Source organism: Ligilactobacillus faecis (assembly GCF_029889745.1).
Taxonomy (GTDB): Bacteria; Bacillota; Bacilli; order Lactobacillales; family Lactobacillaceae; genus Ligilactobacillus; species Ligilactobacillus faecis.
Genome location: NZ_CP123639.1, coordinates 1,420,564 through 1,436,373, shown reverse-complemented (window position 1 = coordinate 1,436,373; position 15,810 = coordinate 1,420,564). Strand labels below are relative to the sequence as shown.

Annotated in this window: 16 protein-coding genes; 4 read left to right on the top strand and 12 right to left on the bottom strand. The window is 40.8% G+C overall.

Going from position 1 to position 15,810, the window contains the following annotated elements; translation table 11 throughout:
• Positions 1-3 precede the first annotated feature (3 nt).
• The 3 genes from QFX10_RS06610 to pdhA form a co-directional block, all read right to left on the bottom strand.
• Positions 4-1,296 (bottom strand): dihydrolipoamide acetyltransferase family protein, encoded by a 1,293-nt coding sequence (locus QFX10_RS06610; protein WP_280605470.1) that lies wholly within the window; start codon positions 1,294-1,296, stop codon positions 4-6.
• 61 nt (positions 1,297-1,357) lie between these two features.
• The gene (locus QFX10_RS06605) at positions 1,358-2,335 is read right to left on the bottom strand and encodes an alpha-ketoacid dehydrogenase subunit beta (protein WP_280605469.1); all 978 of its coding nucleotides are present in this window, start codon (positions 2,333-2,335) and stop codon (positions 1,358-1,360) included.
• A complete protein-coding gene (gene pdhA / locus QFX10_RS06600) occupies positions 2,335-3,435 on the bottom strand; it encodes a pyruvate dehydrogenase (acetyl-transferring) E1 component subunit alpha (RefSeq protein ID WP_280605468.1) in 1,101 nt (366 codons plus the stop codon). The genes QFX10_RS06605 and pdhA overlap by 1 nt, the downstream gene beginning before the upstream one ends.
• Before the next feature lie 514 nt (positions 3,436-3,949).
• Between pdhA and QFX10_RS06595 the strand changes: the two genes are divergently transcribed.
• The 3 genes from QFX10_RS06595 to QFX10_RS06585 all read left to right on the top strand — a co-directional run bounded on the left by QFX10_RS06595 (position 3,950) and on the right by QFX10_RS06585 (position 6,032).
• The gene (locus tag QFX10_RS06595; RefSeq protein ID WP_280605467.1) at positions 3,950-4,612 is read left to right on the top strand and encodes an HAD family hydrolase; all 663 of its coding nucleotides are present in this window, start codon (positions 3,950-3,952) and stop codon (positions 4,610-4,612) included.
• Positions 4,613-4,639: 27 nt separating this feature from the next.
• Positions 4,640-5,284: a YigZ family protein gene (locus QFX10_RS06590; protein ID WP_437178599.1), complete on the top strand. Its 645-nt coding sequence runs from the start codon at positions 4,640-4,642 to the stop codon at positions 5,282-5,284.
• An 85-nt stretch (positions 5,285-5,369) separates the two neighbouring features.
• Complete coding sequence (locus tag QFX10_RS06585) at positions 5,370-6,032, top strand: CPBP family intramembrane glutamic endopeptidase (protein WP_280605465.1); 663 nt, start codon at positions 5,370-5,372, stop codon at positions 6,030-6,032.
• A 148-nt stretch (positions 6,033-6,180) separates the two neighbouring features.
• Here QFX10_RS06585 and QFX10_RS06580 read toward each other — a convergent pair whose 3' ends face one another.
• The 8 genes from QFX10_RS06580 to QFX10_RS06545 form a co-directional block, all read right to left on the bottom strand.
• Positions 6,181-6,417 carry a Veg family protein gene (locus QFX10_RS06580; protein ID WP_280605464.1) on the bottom strand — a complete coding sequence of 79 codons (237 nt, stop codon included), beginning with the start codon at positions 6,415-6,417 and terminating at the stop codon, positions 6,181-6,183.
• A gap of 91 nt (positions 6,418-6,508) precedes the next feature.
• A complete protein-coding gene (gene rsmA, locus QFX10_RS06575) occupies positions 6,509-7,405 on the bottom strand; it encodes a 16S rRNA (adenine(1518)-N(6)/adenine(1519)-N(6))-dimethyltransferase RsmA (protein WP_280605463.1) in 897 nt (298 codons plus the stop codon).
• Positions 7,406-7,418: 13 nt separating this feature from the next.
• Positions 7,419-7,976: a ribonuclease M5 gene (gene rnmV / locus QFX10_RS06570; protein ID WP_280607246.1), complete on the bottom strand. Its 558-nt coding sequence runs from the start codon at positions 7,974-7,976 to the stop codon at positions 7,419-7,421.
• A 4-nt stretch (positions 7,977-7,980) separates the two neighbouring features.
• The gene (locus tag QFX10_RS06565; RefSeq protein ID WP_280607245.1) at positions 7,981-8,751 is read right to left on the bottom strand and encodes a TatD family hydrolase; all 771 of its coding nucleotides are present in this window, start codon (positions 8,749-8,751) and stop codon (positions 7,981-7,983) included.
• Between the two features lie 58 nt (positions 8,752-8,809).
• Positions 8,810-10,834, bottom strand: coding sequence for a methionine--tRNA ligase (metG, locus tag QFX10_RS06560; RefSeq protein WP_280605462.1), 2,025 nt, complete (start codon positions 10,832-10,834; stop codon positions 8,810-8,812).
• 132 nt (positions 10,835-10,966) lie between these two features.
• The gene (locus QFX10_RS06555; RefSeq protein ID WP_280605461.1) at positions 10,967-11,464 is read right to left on the bottom strand and encodes a phosphatidylglycerophosphatase A family protein; all 498 of its coding nucleotides are present in this window, start codon (positions 11,462-11,464) and stop codon (positions 10,967-10,969) included.
• Between the two features lie 25 nt (positions 11,465-11,489).
• Positions 11,490-12,443, bottom strand: coding sequence for an IpaB/EvcA family protein (locus QFX10_RS06550; protein ID WP_280605460.1), 954 nt, complete (start codon positions 12,441-12,443; stop codon positions 11,490-11,492).
• On the bottom strand, positions 12,436-13,704 hold the full coding sequence (locus QFX10_RS06545; RefSeq protein ID WP_280605459.1) for a hydroxymethylglutaryl-CoA reductase, degradative: 1,269 nt from the start codon (positions 13,702-13,704) through the stop codon (positions 12,436-12,438). The genes QFX10_RS06550 and QFX10_RS06545 overlap by 8 nt, the downstream gene beginning before the upstream one ends.
• Positions 13,705-14,032: 328 nt before the next feature.
• Between QFX10_RS06545 and QFX10_RS06540 the strand changes: the two genes are divergently transcribed.
• Positions 14,033-14,812: a substrate-binding periplasmic protein gene (locus QFX10_RS06540; RefSeq protein ID WP_280605458.1), complete on the top strand. Its 780-nt coding sequence runs from the start codon at positions 14,033-14,035 to the stop codon at positions 14,810-14,812.
• 36 nt (positions 14,813-14,848) lie between these two features.
• Here the strand turns inward: QFX10_RS06540 and QFX10_RS06535 are convergent, their stop codons facing one another.
• Positions 14,849-15,781 carry a Ppx/GppA phosphatase family protein gene (locus tag QFX10_RS06535; RefSeq protein WP_280605457.1) on the bottom strand — a complete coding sequence of 311 codons (933 nt, stop codon included), beginning with the start codon at positions 15,779-15,781 and terminating at the stop codon, positions 14,849-14,851.
• Positions 15,782-15,810 lie beyond the last annotated feature (29 nt).

Here is a 15,810-nt window from a genome sequence, read left to right as displayed (position 1 = left end):
ATCTCATCCTTCCATCAATAATAATTCTGGTTCTTCTAATAATTCCTTTAAACGGTTGACTGCCTTTTGTGCAGTAGCACCATCGATCGCCCGATGATCAAAAGCTAACGATAATTTCAAGATCCGTGCCACCTTGATCTCATCGTCAACAACGACTGGTTCAGGCATGATCTTGCCCATCCCTAAGATCGCAACTTCAGGCCAATTGATGATCGGCGTAAAGAAACCGCCCCCGACAGAACCGATATTGGTGATCGACATCCCAGTATGTTCCATATCAGCACGCGATAATTTATTTTCTTTTGCTTTAGCCGTATTTTCACTGATCTGTTTTGCGAGCCCAAAAAGGCTCAAATGATCCGCATGCTTGACATTAGGAACAAACAGTCCATGCTCTGTATCAGTAGCGATCCCGACATTGATGTAATCTTTATAATTGATCGTTTGGGCTTGCATATCGACAGAACTATTAAAGACTGGAAATTCACGCATTACGATCGCTAAAGCTTTGACCACATATGCCATAAAGGTCAAATGTACGCCCCGTTCGGCAGCCAAAGCCTTATATTTTTGCCGATGATCCCATAGTTTATCGACATTAACTTCATCAAAAACATGGACATGTGGGATCTGTGAGACCGAGCGTGTCATCGCTTTAGCAGTAGCCTTACGGACTGGCGACATCTTTTCACTTGTTTCAGGCCATTCTGAACTGCCACCGTTCAAAACACTCGACACAATAGCAGTTTTTACTTTTGTTTCCATTGCCGGTGCTACTTCTTTTGTTACTGGATTTGTCGGCGTATTCGTTAACGCTTGCTCAACATCTGTCCGTAAGATCTGCCCGTGACGTCCAGTCCCTTTGAGCGTAGCTAGATCGACCCCTACTTCGCGCGCATATTTACGCACAGCCGGCATCGCTAAGACTGGAAAAGCTTTAGTACTTTCTTTTGCAGGTATCTCTTCTTTTGTTGGCACTTGAGTCTTTGCATCCTCTGTGGCTGAGCCTACTTTTGCGACTGGAGTTTGATCATCTGTGACATTTCCTTTACCTTCAGCTACTTCTAACTCGATCAAAGGATCGCCGACCTCTGCTGTCTCTCCTGCTTGAACTAAGATCGCTGTAACTTTGCCTGCGATCGGACTTGGGATCTCTTCGACCGATTTATCATTCTCGATCTGCACAAGATCACCATCTTCTTTGACTTCATCACCAACTTTGACATGCCATTCACCAATGACTCCTTCGGCGATCCCTTCTCCGATATCTGGTAATTTAAATTGATATTTACTCATGACTTCACCTACTCTACCGCAGATGCTTTGCGTTAGATATCCTTTCCTTTTGCTATTCTTGTTAGAAATTAACGATCTCTTTGACTTTTGTTACGATATCATTTTTATTTGGTAACCAGCTTTCTTCGGCTTCACTAAATGGATATGGCGTATCTGGGGCATCGACACGACCGATCGGGGCTTCTAGTTCTAAGATCCCTTTTTCAGCGATCAAAGCTGCAACTTGCCCATTGACACCTGCCTGTCTTTGCGCTTCTTGCACTAAAACAACTCGGTGTGTTCGTTTGACCGAGGCTAAGATCGTTTCTTCATCTAACGGTGAAATAGTTCGGAGATCGACCACTTCTGCTTCGATCCCTTCTTTAGCCAACTCATCTGCGGCACGTAAACTTTCATGGACCATGTAACCATACGTGATGAGCGTTACATCATGGCCTTCACGTTTAACAGCTGCTTTATCTAACGGAACTGTATAAGCTTCAGCTGGGACTTCTTGTTTGAAAGAACGATACAATTTCATATGTTCTAAAAAGACAATCGGGTCATCTGAACGGATCGCTGCGATCAAAAGACCTTTGGCATCATAAGGATCACTGGGGATCACGACCTTCAGACCTGGAGTTTGTGCCACTAACCCTTCTAAACTATCTGAGTGGAGTTCGGGCGTGTGGACTCCCCCACCAAACGGTGCTCTGATCGTCACTGGCATCTTACGTGTACCTCCAAGGCGAAAATGAGTCCGCGAGATCTGGGCGGCGATCTCATCCATAACTTCAAAAACAAACCCAAAAAACTGGATCTCAGGTATTGGACGAAAACCAGTTAAAGCTAGTCCTAAAGCTAGTCCACCGATCCCAGATTCTGCCAACGGAGTATCAAAGACTTGTTCTTTGCCTACTTTAGCTTGAAGACCGTCAGTCGCCCGAAAAACACCACCGTTTTGGCCTACATCTTCACCAAATACCAAAACATTTTTATCACGTTTCAATTCTTCTTCCAATGCTTGATTGATCGCTTTGATCATCGTCGTTTTAGCCATTATTCTTCCTCCTTTGCCACAAACTTAGCGATCTGTTCTTCTAAGGCTTGCGGGGTCTCCACAAAAACATTTTTCAAGTATTCACTGATTTTTTGTTTTGGTGCTTGCTCAGCCTTTTTCATCGCTTCTGTGATCTCTTCGTTGACTTGAGCGGTAAAATCTTCTTCTTGTTCTTTCGACCATAACCCTTTAGCGTCTAGATATGTTCTAAAGCGGATCAATGGATCTTTTTGTAACCACTCATTTTCTTCATTGGCAGTCCGATAGCGATGTGGATCATCTCCTGAAAGCGTATGTGGTCCAAAACGATAAGTCAAAGTTTCGATCAAAACAGGTCCATTACCAGCTGCACTGTATTTTCTTGCCTCACTCATCACAGTATAGACTGCCAAGGCATCCATTCCATCAACTTGGAGTCCTGGGATACCAGCAGCGATCCCTTTTTGAGCTAGCGTTTTAGCAGCTGTTTGGACCGTACGTGGTACTGAGATCGCATAGCCATTATTTTGCACGACAAAGATCGCTGGAACTTGGAAAGCTCCTGCAAAGTTGATCCCTTCATAAAAATCACCTTGAGAAGTTCCACCATCACCTGTATAGGTATAAGCAACATTAGGACTTCCTTTTTTCTTTAGTCCTAATGCAACACCAGCAGCTTGGACATACTGCGCACCGATGATGATCTGTGGTGGTAGCGCTACCAGATCATCAGGATATTGATTCCCCAAAACATGCCCTCGCGACCACAAGAAAGCCTTTTCCAAAGGAAGACCATGCATGACTAATTGTGGCACATCCCGGTAAGCCGGTAAGAGGAAATCTTCTTTTTGCATTGCAAACTCAGATGCGATCTGTGAAGCTTCTTCTCCTGCTGTTGGTGCAAAAAAGCCCAGACGCCCTTGCCGATTCAATTTTGTCGAGCGTTCATCTAAGATCCGCGACCATAACATTTTCTTAAAAAGTTCAACTAATCGTTCATCACTTAAGTCAGGAAAAAGTTCTGGCGCCACGACCTTTCCCTGCTCGTCTAAAACTTGGATCGGTTTGATCTCAGCAGGAGAAAGCGTCTTCAGTGCTTCAAAATCAATCTTTAATGTCATATTAAAACTTCCTTTCTTAACGGCAAACCATCTCAGGCCTAAATTATCTCTTAAAATTTCTATAGCGCTTACACGATGATTATAACGTATCTGCTCTTCATTGTTAATTTTGTGCATTTATTAACTTTATTCATTTCGCTAGAAGTCATTGATTTTGCACAACATTTACTAAAAAATATTTAAAAATTTCTCCTAGAAATTATTTAATGTTACCTTTATCACAAAGAAAGTCATATCACTTGTTTAAATCGCAAAAGAAGACTATAATATGGGCGTATTAGAAAGGGATGTCTTTTGATGACACGTAGAAATGATTCAAAGCTTGAACATCGTTTAGCCGAAGAAAAATTAGCTGACGCTAAACGCAAAGAAGCCGAAACAAAGGCTAAAGAAGCTAAAAAAGCTGAAAAATAGTGATTTTTACACTGAGGCGTTTTCGTCCCAGTGTTTTTTATTCCATAAACGAATAATGCTATAATTAAAGTAATGAATTTTTAGAATGTGGGGATAGAATATGGATCTAGAACTTGTGATCTTTGATATGGATGGTGTGATCTTTGACTCAGAAAAAGTTTATTACCATGCAAATAAACTAGCAGCTGAAAAATTAAAGATGGACTACTCACTTGAGTACTATAAACAATTTATCGGCGCTGGCACAGAACCAATGAAAGAACAAATGATCAAAGACTATGGTAACGATCGGACTTTGATCGAAGATTTCTTGAAGCTAAGTGGTCAATACGTCCATCCTTTAGTAGAACGTGGTGAACTCCTTGTTAAACCTGGTTTTATTGCTTTGACTGACTATTTAAGAGCTAAAGAGATCCCTTATGTAGTTGCTTCAAGTAATTATCGCAGTGAGATCGAATTTTTCTTAGATCATACTCCAGTTGATAAAAACGGTTTTAAGGAAATAATTTCAGCTGAAGATGTCCATGAAACTAAACCAGCGCCTGAGATCTTTTTGACCGCTTTCAAAAAAGGTGGCGCAAAAGACAAAAATAAAGCCCTAGTCATCGAAGATTCAGCTAACGGGATCTTAGCTGCTAACCGCGCCAACCTTCCAGTCATCATGGTCCCAGATGTTATCGAACCGACTCCAACACAAGAAAAGCAAACTTTAGCGATCCTAGATGACCTAAATGCCGTTAGATCCTTTATCACTACTCATTAATATCAAACGAGGTATTTTATGGAAAAAATGCGCCCTTATTTAACTTTAAAAGAGAATGGGACAGCTGAGTTGATCATCAAAAAATCACAATTCATCTGTACTTTAGCCCGAACTGAAACAGAAGCTGAAGCCAAAGCCTTTATCGCTGAGATCAAGGCCAAACACCGCAAGGCAACACATAATTGCTTTGCTTATATGATCGGCCTAAATGATGAGATCCAACGAGAAAGCGACAATGGAGAACCTTCAGGGACAGCCGGTGTCCCGATCCTCGAAGTCTTGAAAAATTTGGAATTGCATAACGTCTGTGCAGTCGTGACACGTTACTTTGGTGGGATCAAATTAGGAGCAGGAGGCTTGATCAGAGCTTATAGCAATGCCACTTCTCACGCGATCGAAACTGTTGGGATCGTCAAAAAAGTCGTTCAAACTGAACTTGCATTAACTGTCAGTTATTCTGCTTTTGGAAAATTACAAAACTACTTAGAAAACAAACAGATCAACTTATTAGATACACACTTTGCCACCGAGGTGACTGCTCTTGTTGCGATCGATACTCCTCAAGTCAAAGAATTCAGCGACCAAGTGATCGATCTGATGAACGGGCAAGTAACGATCAAAGAAGGTCAAGAAAAATACGTTGAAGTCCCCTATGAACTTTACCAAAACTAGGATCAAGCTGCTCGATCCTAGTTTTTTATTGCCTTCTTATTTTTGATTGTGTAAAATTAATTTAAAATTTCTAAGGAGAGTAATTATGCTAAATTTTTTTAAACAGCACCCGCTTACAAAATTTTGGCCTCTTTCTATCATCTCGTTACTTTTAGCAGCATACTTTGCTACGAGCCAGATCTTACCTGGAATTTTAGTTTATTTTGTCTTCCTTTTCTTTGGGGGACTTTCGCTTTATCTGCAATACGGCAAAGGAGTCTTGTCTGCTGCCTTTAACACCCCTAAACGAAACTCATGGAAATGGGTCATCCCTATCATTTTAATAACACTGATACTTTCATTTTTCTTTAGTTTCTTAGGAAGTCTCTTGGGGCAATCCATGGCTGAAAATGGGGCACTTGGAACAGGAACAACATCTCAAAAAGTCATTCGTGTTCTATGGATCTGTCTTTCTTTAGTTGGAGAAGAGTTGATCACGGCGGCTTTGACTTTTCCTTTTTATAGTTTATTGAACAAAAAACTGTCAAATAAACAGGCCCTATTGCTCGCCTCTCTGATCGGTGCTTTGCTCTTTGGGATGTTGCATTTCAAAGTTTATCATTGGAATCTTTACCAAATGTTATTTCCGATCGGTCTTGGACGCTTACCTTTGACCTGGCTCTGGTTCAAGGCTGACAGCTTGTGGCCTGCTGCCATCGCTCATATTCTCTATGATGTGATCTTATTTATCCCTATGATCTTAGCTTAGTGATCATCTTACTAGAAACAACATTATTTAACTCAAATAGCCTGGTCTCAGATATCTATCTAAGATCAGGCTATTTGAATCTTAATTATTCACTACTTACTTAAAAAGTTACCTGCTACAATGAAATAGCCTTTTCAACTTTCCAAGCTCAATTATCAAAATCCAAAATGATATTATTCGTCAAAACATCGGTATAACTATAGGAAACACGTTCAACGGCATTTTCTTCGTGACTTAATTCAACGATAAAGACCGCAGGAAACGTTTCCCGCAAGATCCCATGACGTTTTGTAACTTTTTTACGTCCAACATGCGACGTTACCGTTAAACCAGCGCCAATACAATTGTCGAGCTTGCTCTTGATTTTTAATAATGATGTTGGCATGCGCTTCACCCCTCTGTGAGTGCAATTGTAACATAAATTTCCAAAAAACGCAATTATACCACACTCAAAGATTCACTTCAACAATTATAGGTTAATTCTCATTGATTTTTTCACTAACTAAGGCATCAGCCAAAGCAACCATTTGTGCGATCGATAATTTTTCAGCACGGATCCCAGGTTCGATCTGCGCTTTTCCTAAAGCATGTGCCAATTTTTCTTTGATCGCAGGTGTCTTACCATAAAAACCTTGCAAGTTGTTCCATAAACTCTTTCGCCGGTGCAAAAAGATGCCCTTGACCATTTTATTAAAGAAAGCTTCATCTAGCGGTTCATACTCTTTGACTTGTTTTTTCTCTAAAACGATGATCGCTGAATCGACTTTTGGTTGTGGGATAAAGACTGTCTTAGGTACGATAAAAGCCACTTTAGCTGCCATTTCATATTGGACAGCCACTGATAAAGAACCGTAATCCTTTGTTCCTGGTGTAGCCGCTAAACGGTCAGCAACTTCTTTTTGCATCATCACGACGATCCTTTCAAAATCGATCTTTGTCTCTAATAGATGTAAAATGATCGGCGTCGTAATATAGTATGGTAAATTAGCTACGATCTTCAAGTTATGCTTTCCATCAAAATGTTTAGCGATCAACGCTTTTAAATCAGCTTGCAAAACATCTTGATGAACGACTTGCACATTATCGTATGGAGCTAACGTTTCAGCTAATACCGGCAATAACCGTGTATCGATCTCAAGTGCTAACACTTGATGGGCCTTTTTAGCTAATTGTTCAGTCAAGGCTCCGATCCCTGGACCGATCTCGATCACATCATCTTCAGATGTGACCTCGGCTGCTGCAACGATCTTATTTAAAATATTGATATCAGTTAAAAAATTTTGACCTAAACTCTTTTTAAAAGTTAGACCATAAGCTTCCATGATCGCCCTTGTTCGTGCCGGGGAAGCGATCGCTGGTATCTCATTACTCATAAACTCATCCTCTCTATTCTTTTTCATGTTTATTGACATAGTCCAGTGCTTCTTTAAATTGGGCGGAAGTGATCTGGAAAAGATTGAGCCGTTTATAGAGCTGCTTTCCGTTAACATATCCGATCCGTAAATATTCGCCTAGAAGACGGCGCCTGATCTTGGCTCTTGGACCTGAGATCAAGTTAGCTTCCAGAAGCTCTTGTTGACTGATCACAGGAAGAGCATCTGGTTCTTCTGTATACAGATTCCGTAAAGCTTCGCGGATCGCTTCTGGTGAAGCATGTTCGACCCCTAAACTCCCCTTATGATCTGGAGTTGCATCGCGTTTATTTAAAAAAGCATGTTTAACACCTGGAACAGCTTCTTGAATGATCTTACGGATCTTTTCCCCTGAAAAATCAGGATCGGTAAACACGATCACTCCACGTTTATCATGCAGTTCTTCGATCTGTGCTAAAGTTTCATCACTGATCGCTGAGCCTCTTGTTTCTAAAGTATCGGCATTAACCGCTAAATTGATCCGCTTTGTATCATCTTTTCCTTCAACAACGATAACTTCACGGAGCTTCATTTTTTCAGTCATTGATCTTCAATACCCTTTCTGCATTTTGTTTAGTGATCTGAGCTAATTTAGTTGGCGCAAGCTCACGTTGTTTAGCAAGAAATTCTAAAGTATAACGTGTCATTGCGGGTTCATTGATCATACCACGAAACGGTTGTGGCGTTAAATAAGGAGCGTCAGTTTCAACTAAGAGGTGCTCTAGTGGCGTCACTAAAGCTGCTTCTTTGACTTCTTTAGCATTTCCAAACGTTACGACTCCACTAAATGACAGTTCCATCCCTAACTCTAAAAATCTTTCGGCCCAAGTTGCATCCCCATTGAAACTATGCATGATCCCACCGATTTTTTGGATATCAGCACCTTTTAAGATCGCATAGCAATCAGCGATCGCATCGCGATCATGGATCACAAGTGGTAAGTTCAATTCATGTGCCAATGCGATCTGCTTTTCAAAGACTTGACGCTGGAGCTTTTTAGAGACCTCACAATGATAATCGAGTCCGACCTCACCTAAAGCTTTGACTTTGGGATGGGCTAACGTTTGTCGTAGAAAACGCTCAAACTCCTGATCATAACTTGAGGCACTTTCAGGGTGGCAACCAAGAGCACCGTATAAAGTTGGGTATTTTGTGATCAACGCAAGCATTTGCTCTGTGCTCAAACGATCATAACTGACAAGTAACATCGAAGTCACATCAAGAGCTTTCGCGCGTACGATCACATCAAAAAGATCATCTTTAAACTCTGGGCCATTGATATGTGTATGCGAATCAAAGATCTCCATCATTTTTTCCTTTCCATAATATAACAGGCACACGGGAGTGCCATGTGCCTGTGTTTTTTTAACCGATCAACGATCCTGCTGGGATCTCATCTGGAACTGTGATCAATTGGACTTGATCACCATATTCGGCAGATAAGAGCATCCCTTGGCTGATCTCGCCTCGCATCTTACGTGGTTGTAAGTTTGTGACTGCGATCACTTTTTTGCCGATGAGCTTCTCTGGTTCGGGATACCAAGTTGCGATCCCTGATAAGATCTGCCGTTCCCCCTCATCGCCAGCATCTAAGCGGAACTTCAACAATTTATCTGCCCCTTTGACCCGGGAAACATCTTTGATCAAAGCTACTCTTTGTTCGACCTTATCGAACTTATCAAAGCGGATCTCTTTTTTAGTTGTTTTCAAAGTCGTTTCTTCTGGATCAAATTCAGCTTGCCCTGCTTCTTTCATCGCTTTACGACCTTTTTGTTTTTCATTTTTCGTCATTTTCGATTGGATATAAGCGACTTCTTCTTCGAGATCAAGGCGTGGGAAGATCGGTGTTCCTTTTTTAACGACTGTCGTTTTTTCTGGTAGCTCGAAATATGAAACGTTTTTGATCATCATCTTTTCAGTCGGAAGACCTAACTGGGCAAAGATCTCTTTTGGTGCATGCGTCATCACTGGTTGCAATAAGATCGCGATCAAACGCAAGCTAGCAGCTAAGTGAGCTAAGACACTATCTAACTCAGCAGCTTTAGTTTCATCCTTAGCTAAGATCCAAGGTTCAGTCTCATCGATATATTTGTTTGAACGTGAAACAAATTTCCAAAGGGCTTCTAAAGCAAGTGAGAAATGGGCTTGATCCATTTCCTTTTCAAATTCCGTGATCGCATCATCAGCACAATTTTCAAGGTCAAGATCAAAAGCTGTAACATCAGAGACTAATGGTGGGATAACTCCGTCACGATACTTATTGATCATCGCAACAGTCCGATTCAAAAGATTGCCTAAGTCATTAGCAAGATCGTAGTTGACCCGGCTGACAAAATCTTCAGGTGTAAAGGTCCCATCATTTCCAAACGGAACGGCGCGCATCAAGTAATATCGCAAAGCATCAAGTCCGTAGCGTTCACTCAACATCTCTGGATAAACGACGTTTCCTTTAGATTTAGACATCTTCCCATCACGCATCAAGAGCCAGCCATGACCGATGATGTGCTTTGGTAATGGGAGATCTAGTGCCATTAAGATGATCGGCCAATAGATCGTATGGAACCGAACGATCTCTTTTCCGACCATGTGTACGTCAGCCGGCCAATATTTATTGAAGAGTTCTTCATTTGCACTACCATAACCTAAAGCCGTGATATAGTTACACAAAGCATCGATCCACACATACACGACGTGTTTTGGATCGTTTGGGACTTTGATCCCCCAATCAAAACTCGTACGCGTGATCGCTAAGTCTTCTAAACCTGGTTTGATGAAGTTATTTAACATCTCATTTTTACGCGTTTGTGGAATGATGAAATCTGGATGTTCTTCATAATATTTCACTAAACGATCAGCGTATTTACTCATCTTAAAGAAGTACGACTCTTCTTTGACTAATTGGACCTCATGTCCTGAAGGAGCTTTACCGCCGATCATTTTTCCATTTTCGTCACGATAGACTTCAGCTAGTTGTGATTCGGTGAAATATTCTTCATCAGAAACAGAATACCAACCTTCATAAGCCCCTAGGTAAATATCACCTTGATCCAATAATTTTTGGAAGATCTTTTGGATCGCCTTTTCATGCTGTTCATCTGTCGTTCTGATGAAACCATCATTTGTGATCTCTAATTTTTTCCATAATTCTTGGATCGAAGCCGCCATCATATCAACATATTCTTTCGGCGTCATATTTAAGTCTTGGGCTTTTTGTTCGATCTTTAACCCATGTTCGTCTGTTCCTGTCAAAAAGAACACATCAAAAGCTTGAAGTCGCTTATACCGCGCCAAAACATCACACGCGATCGTTGTATATGAATTACCGATGTGTAGCTTTCCCGAAGGATAATAGATCGGCGTTGTAATATAAAATGTCTGCTTTTCAGCCATTAACTCGTCAAATCCTTTCACTTAAACTCTTATTTAATAAATGATCCCGAGTTTATCGTCAATTTTTCAATAAAATCAGTATACCATAACAAAACAGCTAATATTAGCTGTTCTCAATAAAAAATCCTGTTTTTAGGCGTATTTGTGTGCGATCTTACCACAAGCTGCAGCGACGATCGCTGCTAAAAGATCATCGATAAACGTATTTACGTGATCTGGTCGTGTATCGTAGTGCTTGATGATCCCTGATTTTACGCGATCAAAATATCCAAAATTGGTCGCCCCGATCGTGCCATAAATATTAGCGATCTGCAAAGCTAATGTCTCATCAACGCCAAAAACGCCTGAATCATAACGAATGATATCTGCTAATGGTTGTTTGACCTGCCCCGCTTCAGTCAAACGATCAAGTTCTAACATGACCATCGCATTATTCAATAGTTCACGTTTATACATCACATCGTTGATCTCTTTTTGGCATTCTTCTAGCGTGAGCTTTGGTTCATAATCTTTTTGCGTCTCATAGACGAGCTGAGCTAGATCATCTAAACTGACACCGCGCTCTTTTAAACGGGCCACAACAAATTCATGGGCCTTTGTATCTGGATATTTAAAATTTTTATGATCCATTATTTTGACCTTCTTTATTTAAAAATTAACGGACGAGATATTCGATCCCTAATCGTTCTAAAAGCTCTTTTGTCGACAAAGAGTAGAGCTTTTGGAAATATGTTTTGGCTTCCTCTTTTGGAGTTGGCAAAACAAAAGTATTTTGTTGATCAACTTTTGCTCTTCCGATGTACGCCGAAGTAAATTCGAGATTTTCTTGCCAAGGTGAGTGATAGAATTCAAATAAACTATTGACTGGCAACCGCAATTGGCGGGCACTCAAAACAGGTGTCAAAGTGATAAAATCATTCAACTGCATCGGTAAAAGTTGCCAAGCGCGCAATTGTTCATCAAAAGCTTTCCAAAGTCGGACAACTGCCCGCCTTAATTCAAAGGCAGTCTCAAGTTTCTTTTCTGTCAAAAGAGCGTAAAGTTTTTGGGCTGCAGCGGTCGCTTGTGGATAAAGCTCTTGCAATTTAGGCAAAACGCTTGCTTGTTGATCTTTAAAAAAGACAAGCGCATCTAATAACGTCAACGTTCTAAGAACCATCCATTGATCGCGGCTTTCTCGGGGCTCAGGTTCTAAAACTGCCAAGAGCCCTTTAAAATAAAGTTCTTCGATCTCATCTGTGATGACTGCAAGCTCACGTTGGCGCTCATAGACTTTAAAATGCAAGACGGTATCGTATAATTCAACGCCAGCCAGCATAAACTTATGATCTCTTTCGATCTTTCCTGTCGTCAAATTGAAAGCGATCTTAGGCGTTTGTTCTAATAAAAGTAAAAAGTGGAGCAATTCATGTGTGATCGTGTAATCTGGGGCCGTTTTATCATAAACTTCGACCTTTAATTTGCCTCCATGTAAGTAATGTTGTGCTTGATCATGACGTAAATAGCCTACTGCTTTATCTCTAAATTCGAGTTCGAGCGGGGCTTGGATCTTTTTTTCGACTTCTTGGATCAATTCCTTTGTTGTTTGACTAAGTTCTACTTCATTCACTTTGCTTATTCCTCAATTCTTCTAATACTTTTTTAGCGGTCGCTTGGTCGCGCGCTTGTAATGCTTCTAAGCGTGAGACGACTGGCTCTAATTCGGCTTTAGTTGCACCAACACTTAAAGCCAAGCTCTTTAGCTGTAAGCGCATATGCCCCTTTTGGATCCCATCAGTTACTAAAGCATAAAGAGCTGCTAAGTTTTGTCCGAGACCAACTGCCGCTACGATCGCTTCTAATTGACGAGCATCTTTTAAGCGTAAAAGCTGCTGGTTTATTTTGACTAACGGAACGATCCCGATCGAACCACCAACTGTTCCTAATGGTAATGGAAGTTCGAGTTCACCGTATAAAATATCGTCTTTAACGATCCATGTACTCAAGCCTCGATATTGACCGTCACGGGCTGCATAAGCATGCGCGCCTGCTTCGATCGCGCGCCAATCATTGCCACTTGCTAAAACGACTGCATCGATCCCATTCATGATCCCTTTATTATGCGTCGTTGCTCGATAAGGATCAAGTTGGGCAACTCGGCTTGCGGTTGCGATCTTTTGCGCGATCTTTGCGCCAGATAGCCCATTTCGAGTTAAGAGCTCGACTGGTAGCGCACATGTTGCTTTAGCTAAACAACGCGTCGCATAATTTGATAAGATACTGATCAAAACATCAAGTCCTAATTTCGTTTGTAAATAGGTCGCACATGCTTCAAGCATCGTATTCAACATATTGGCGCCCATCGCTTCTTTGACATCAACGATCAAATCAAGTGAGATCAGATCAGGTGCTAAAACTCGCACTTTTAGTGCTTGCGCTCCGCCACCACGTTTGACGATCGAAGGATGCGCTGCATTAGCTAAAGCCAATAATTTTTCGGCTTGACTCTCTAAGAAAGACGCAACTTGCTCAGGATGAACGACGTTTTCTAAAATGATCTGTCCGATCATCAATCTCTCAGTGACTGTTGTCTTAAAACCACCAGCTTGTTTGACTAAAGCTGCTCCATGGCTAGCAGCTGCGACCACTGAAGGTTCTTCTGTAACAAAAGGGATCAAGTATTCTTGCCCGTCGACCACATAATTTAAAGCCAGACCTTCAGGCAAATGATATTCAGTGATAAAATTTTCGATCATTGCATCACTGATCTTGACTTCACTTGCACTAGCCTGTAATTTATCGAGTTGCGTTTGGTCTAAATATTTTTTTTGTTTTAAAATATCTAAACGCGTCTGATGATCTTTTTGATAATATTTTTCAAAACCTTCCATCACTAACATCCTTTATCAAGATTTATCACTTTCCATTATACACGACTACTGCTCAGATGCTGCTAAAAGTTCTTTTAGCAATAGCTAGATAACAAACTGGCCAAAATAAGATCTTGGTATGAATTGCTCACTTATAAATTTGTTTACCTTCTAAAAATTTTTTTATCTTTTTTAAAGCGCTTCATCCAAGGTTCGAGCACCCTCCTCATTGAAGATCTGTGATAAGATAGAAACAGGCTCGTAATGCATAAATATGCGAGCACTTGATTCTAGTACTAAGGACACTCATGTCCTGCCAAAAGCAGTTTTATTTTGAGGATAATATACAATGAAGAAATCATTAGCGCTTATTATCAGCTTACTTTTAAGCATATTTTTTTTAAGCCCTAAACAAGTCCAAGCTTCAGCACCTTTGACTTTAGGGATCTTAAAAAACGATGCGCCTTATACGCGCAATAACGGTAATCTTAGTTTTTATCGAGAAATGACACAGAAATTACAGACCGAACTTGACCAAAAGATCAAGATCAAAACATATACTTCAGCCAAACAACTAGATGCTGCCTTAAAAAACAAACAAGTCCAGCTTGCTTTAAGCGATCGATCATTATTTACCACATCAATGACGCTTTCAAGTACCGTTCTTTATCCAAGAAACGTTTTATTCACACTAAATGACAGTAAAGTCAAAAATCTGGAAAAACTTGAACATAAAAAAGTTGGCGTCGTCTCTCCTGGAGTGCAAACAGCTTTGTTACAAGATATAGGCCTAAAAGTTACTGCTTATCCAAATATCATGGCTTTAGTCAAAGCTTTAGATGACAAACAGATCCAAGCTGGCGTCCTTGATGATAACCGTTACCAATATTTTTTAGCAACTCGCCCCCAACGACAAAAAGAAACCTCACAAACTGATAAAAAGCTCCTAGCCCACCAGTTTAAACAGATAAAGGCGCCAGAACTTACTTCTGAACAGATCGTTTTTGCTACTTACCACAATAAAAAGCTTGCTGATCGCATTGAAGATGTAGTTTCTGAGCTTAGAGAAACGGGGCAATTAAGTTCACTTTCACAAAAGTATTTCACCCAAGACCTTTCACTCAAGTAAAAAACCTTGTCGAGTCGCTGACTCAACAAGGTTTTTTTACTTTTGTTCCATCATGCTATACAAAACCCCTTCACGCACGCCACTTTCCGAAAAGATCAACTCTGGAGTGCGCAAATATTCGACTAAAAAGGCTAATGGTGTCAGACCACCTAAAATGATATCTGCCCGCGCTGCTTCTTCGGGTCCTAAGAGCGCGCGTCGCTGAGTGGCATCTTTGCTCAACCAATCAGTATACGTACCTAAAAACATATAAGCAGACATTTTCAGTCCATGGATCTGCCGAAGATCATTTTCACCGATACGTAAAAGCTCTTGTCGCGCTACTGTCCGACTTGCCCCACCAAGTAAAACGAGTGGTAGACGCTTGCCTTCTTCTAACCACGGCAATTGGTGATATTTGAAATTCAAAAAACGGTAAAAAGAAAAGAGATCACGGGCACTCACTTTGTCTTTTAAATTGAATTTTTCTGATAAACTGACCGCTCCATATGGAATAGAGACATAGTTTTGTGCCTTCTTTTCACGTACAACGATCAACTCAAAGCTGCCTCCACCCATATCACAGATCACACAATCTTCAATATCAAGTGATCTAACGACCGCTACGTAATCATAATATGCTTCAGCATTTCCTGAAAGAACCTCGACATCTACTCCAGTAACAGCTTTGACTTTTTCTAAAAAGGCCTCACTATTTTCAGCTTCCCGCACAGCTGCAGTTGCGATCCCATGAACGCTCACATTTGGTAGATCACGATACATCTTTTTAAATTTCAATAAAGCTTCGATCGTTCGTGCGATCGCACTTTCTTGCAATACTTTCCGACCATCGGGTTTTCCCATGCCTTCAGCTAAACGAGTCATTTCCTTAGCTCGCTTAATTTCCGTGAAAGTTCCATCCTTTTCGATCCGATTGATCGAGATGCGGGTCGAATTAGACCCAAAATCAAGCATTACTAAAGTTTTCACTTTCAACACCTACCTATCGATAATTATTC

Excerpts from the sequence above, each read along its gene's own strand:
- QFX10_RS06610 (WP_280605470.1), bottom strand. The coding sequence starts at position 1,296 with ATGAGTAAATATCAATTTAAATTACCAGATATCGGAGAAGGGATCGCC.
- QFX10_RS06605 (WP_280605469.1), bottom strand. The coding sequence starts at position 2,335 with ATGGCTAAAACGACGATGATCAAAGCGATCAATCAAGCATTGGAAGAA.
- pdhA (WP_280605468.1), bottom strand. The coding sequence starts at position 3,435 with ATGACATTAAAGATTGATTTTGAAGCACTGAAGACGCTTTCTCCTGCT.
- QFX10_RS06595 (WP_280605467.1), top strand. The coding sequence starts at position 3,950 with ATGGATCTAGAACTTGTGATCTTTGATATGGATGGTGTGATCTTTGAC.
- QFX10_RS06590 (WP_437178599.1), top strand. The coding sequence starts at position 4,640 with ATGCGCCCTTATTTAACTTTAAAAGAGAATGGGACAGCTGAGTTGATC.
- QFX10_RS06585 (WP_280605465.1), top strand. The coding sequence starts at position 5,370 with ATGCTAAATTTTTTTAAACAGCACCCGCTTACAAAATTTTGGCCTCTT.
- QFX10_RS06580 (WP_280605464.1), bottom strand. The coding sequence starts at position 6,417 with ATGCCAACATCATTATTAAAAATCAAGAGCAAGCTCGACAATTGTATT.
- rsmA (WP_280605463.1), bottom strand. The coding sequence starts at position 7,405 with ATGAGTAATGAGATACCAGCGATCGCTTCCCCGGCACGAACAAGGGCG.
- rnmV (WP_280607246.1), bottom strand. The coding sequence starts at position 7,976 with ATGAAGCTCCGTGAAGTTATCGTTGTTGAAGGAAAAGATGATACAAAG.
- QFX10_RS06565 (WP_280607245.1), bottom strand. The coding sequence starts at position 8,751 with ATGGAGATCTTTGATTCGCATACACATATCAATGGCCCAGAGTTTAAA.
- metG (WP_280605462.1), bottom strand. The coding sequence starts at position 10,834 with ATGGCTGAAAAGCAGACATTTTATATTACAACGCCGATCTATTATCCT.
- QFX10_RS06555 (WP_280605461.1), bottom strand. The coding sequence starts at position 11,464 with ATGGATCATAAAAATTTTAAATATCCAGATACAAAGGCCCATGAATTT.
- QFX10_RS06545 (WP_280605459.1), bottom strand. The coding sequence starts at position 13,704 with ATGGAAGGTTTTGAAAAATATTATCAAAAAGATCATCAGACGCGTTTA.
- QFX10_RS06540 (WP_280605458.1), top strand. The coding sequence starts at position 14,033 with ATGAAGAAATCATTAGCGCTTATTATCAGCTTACTTTTAAGCATATTT.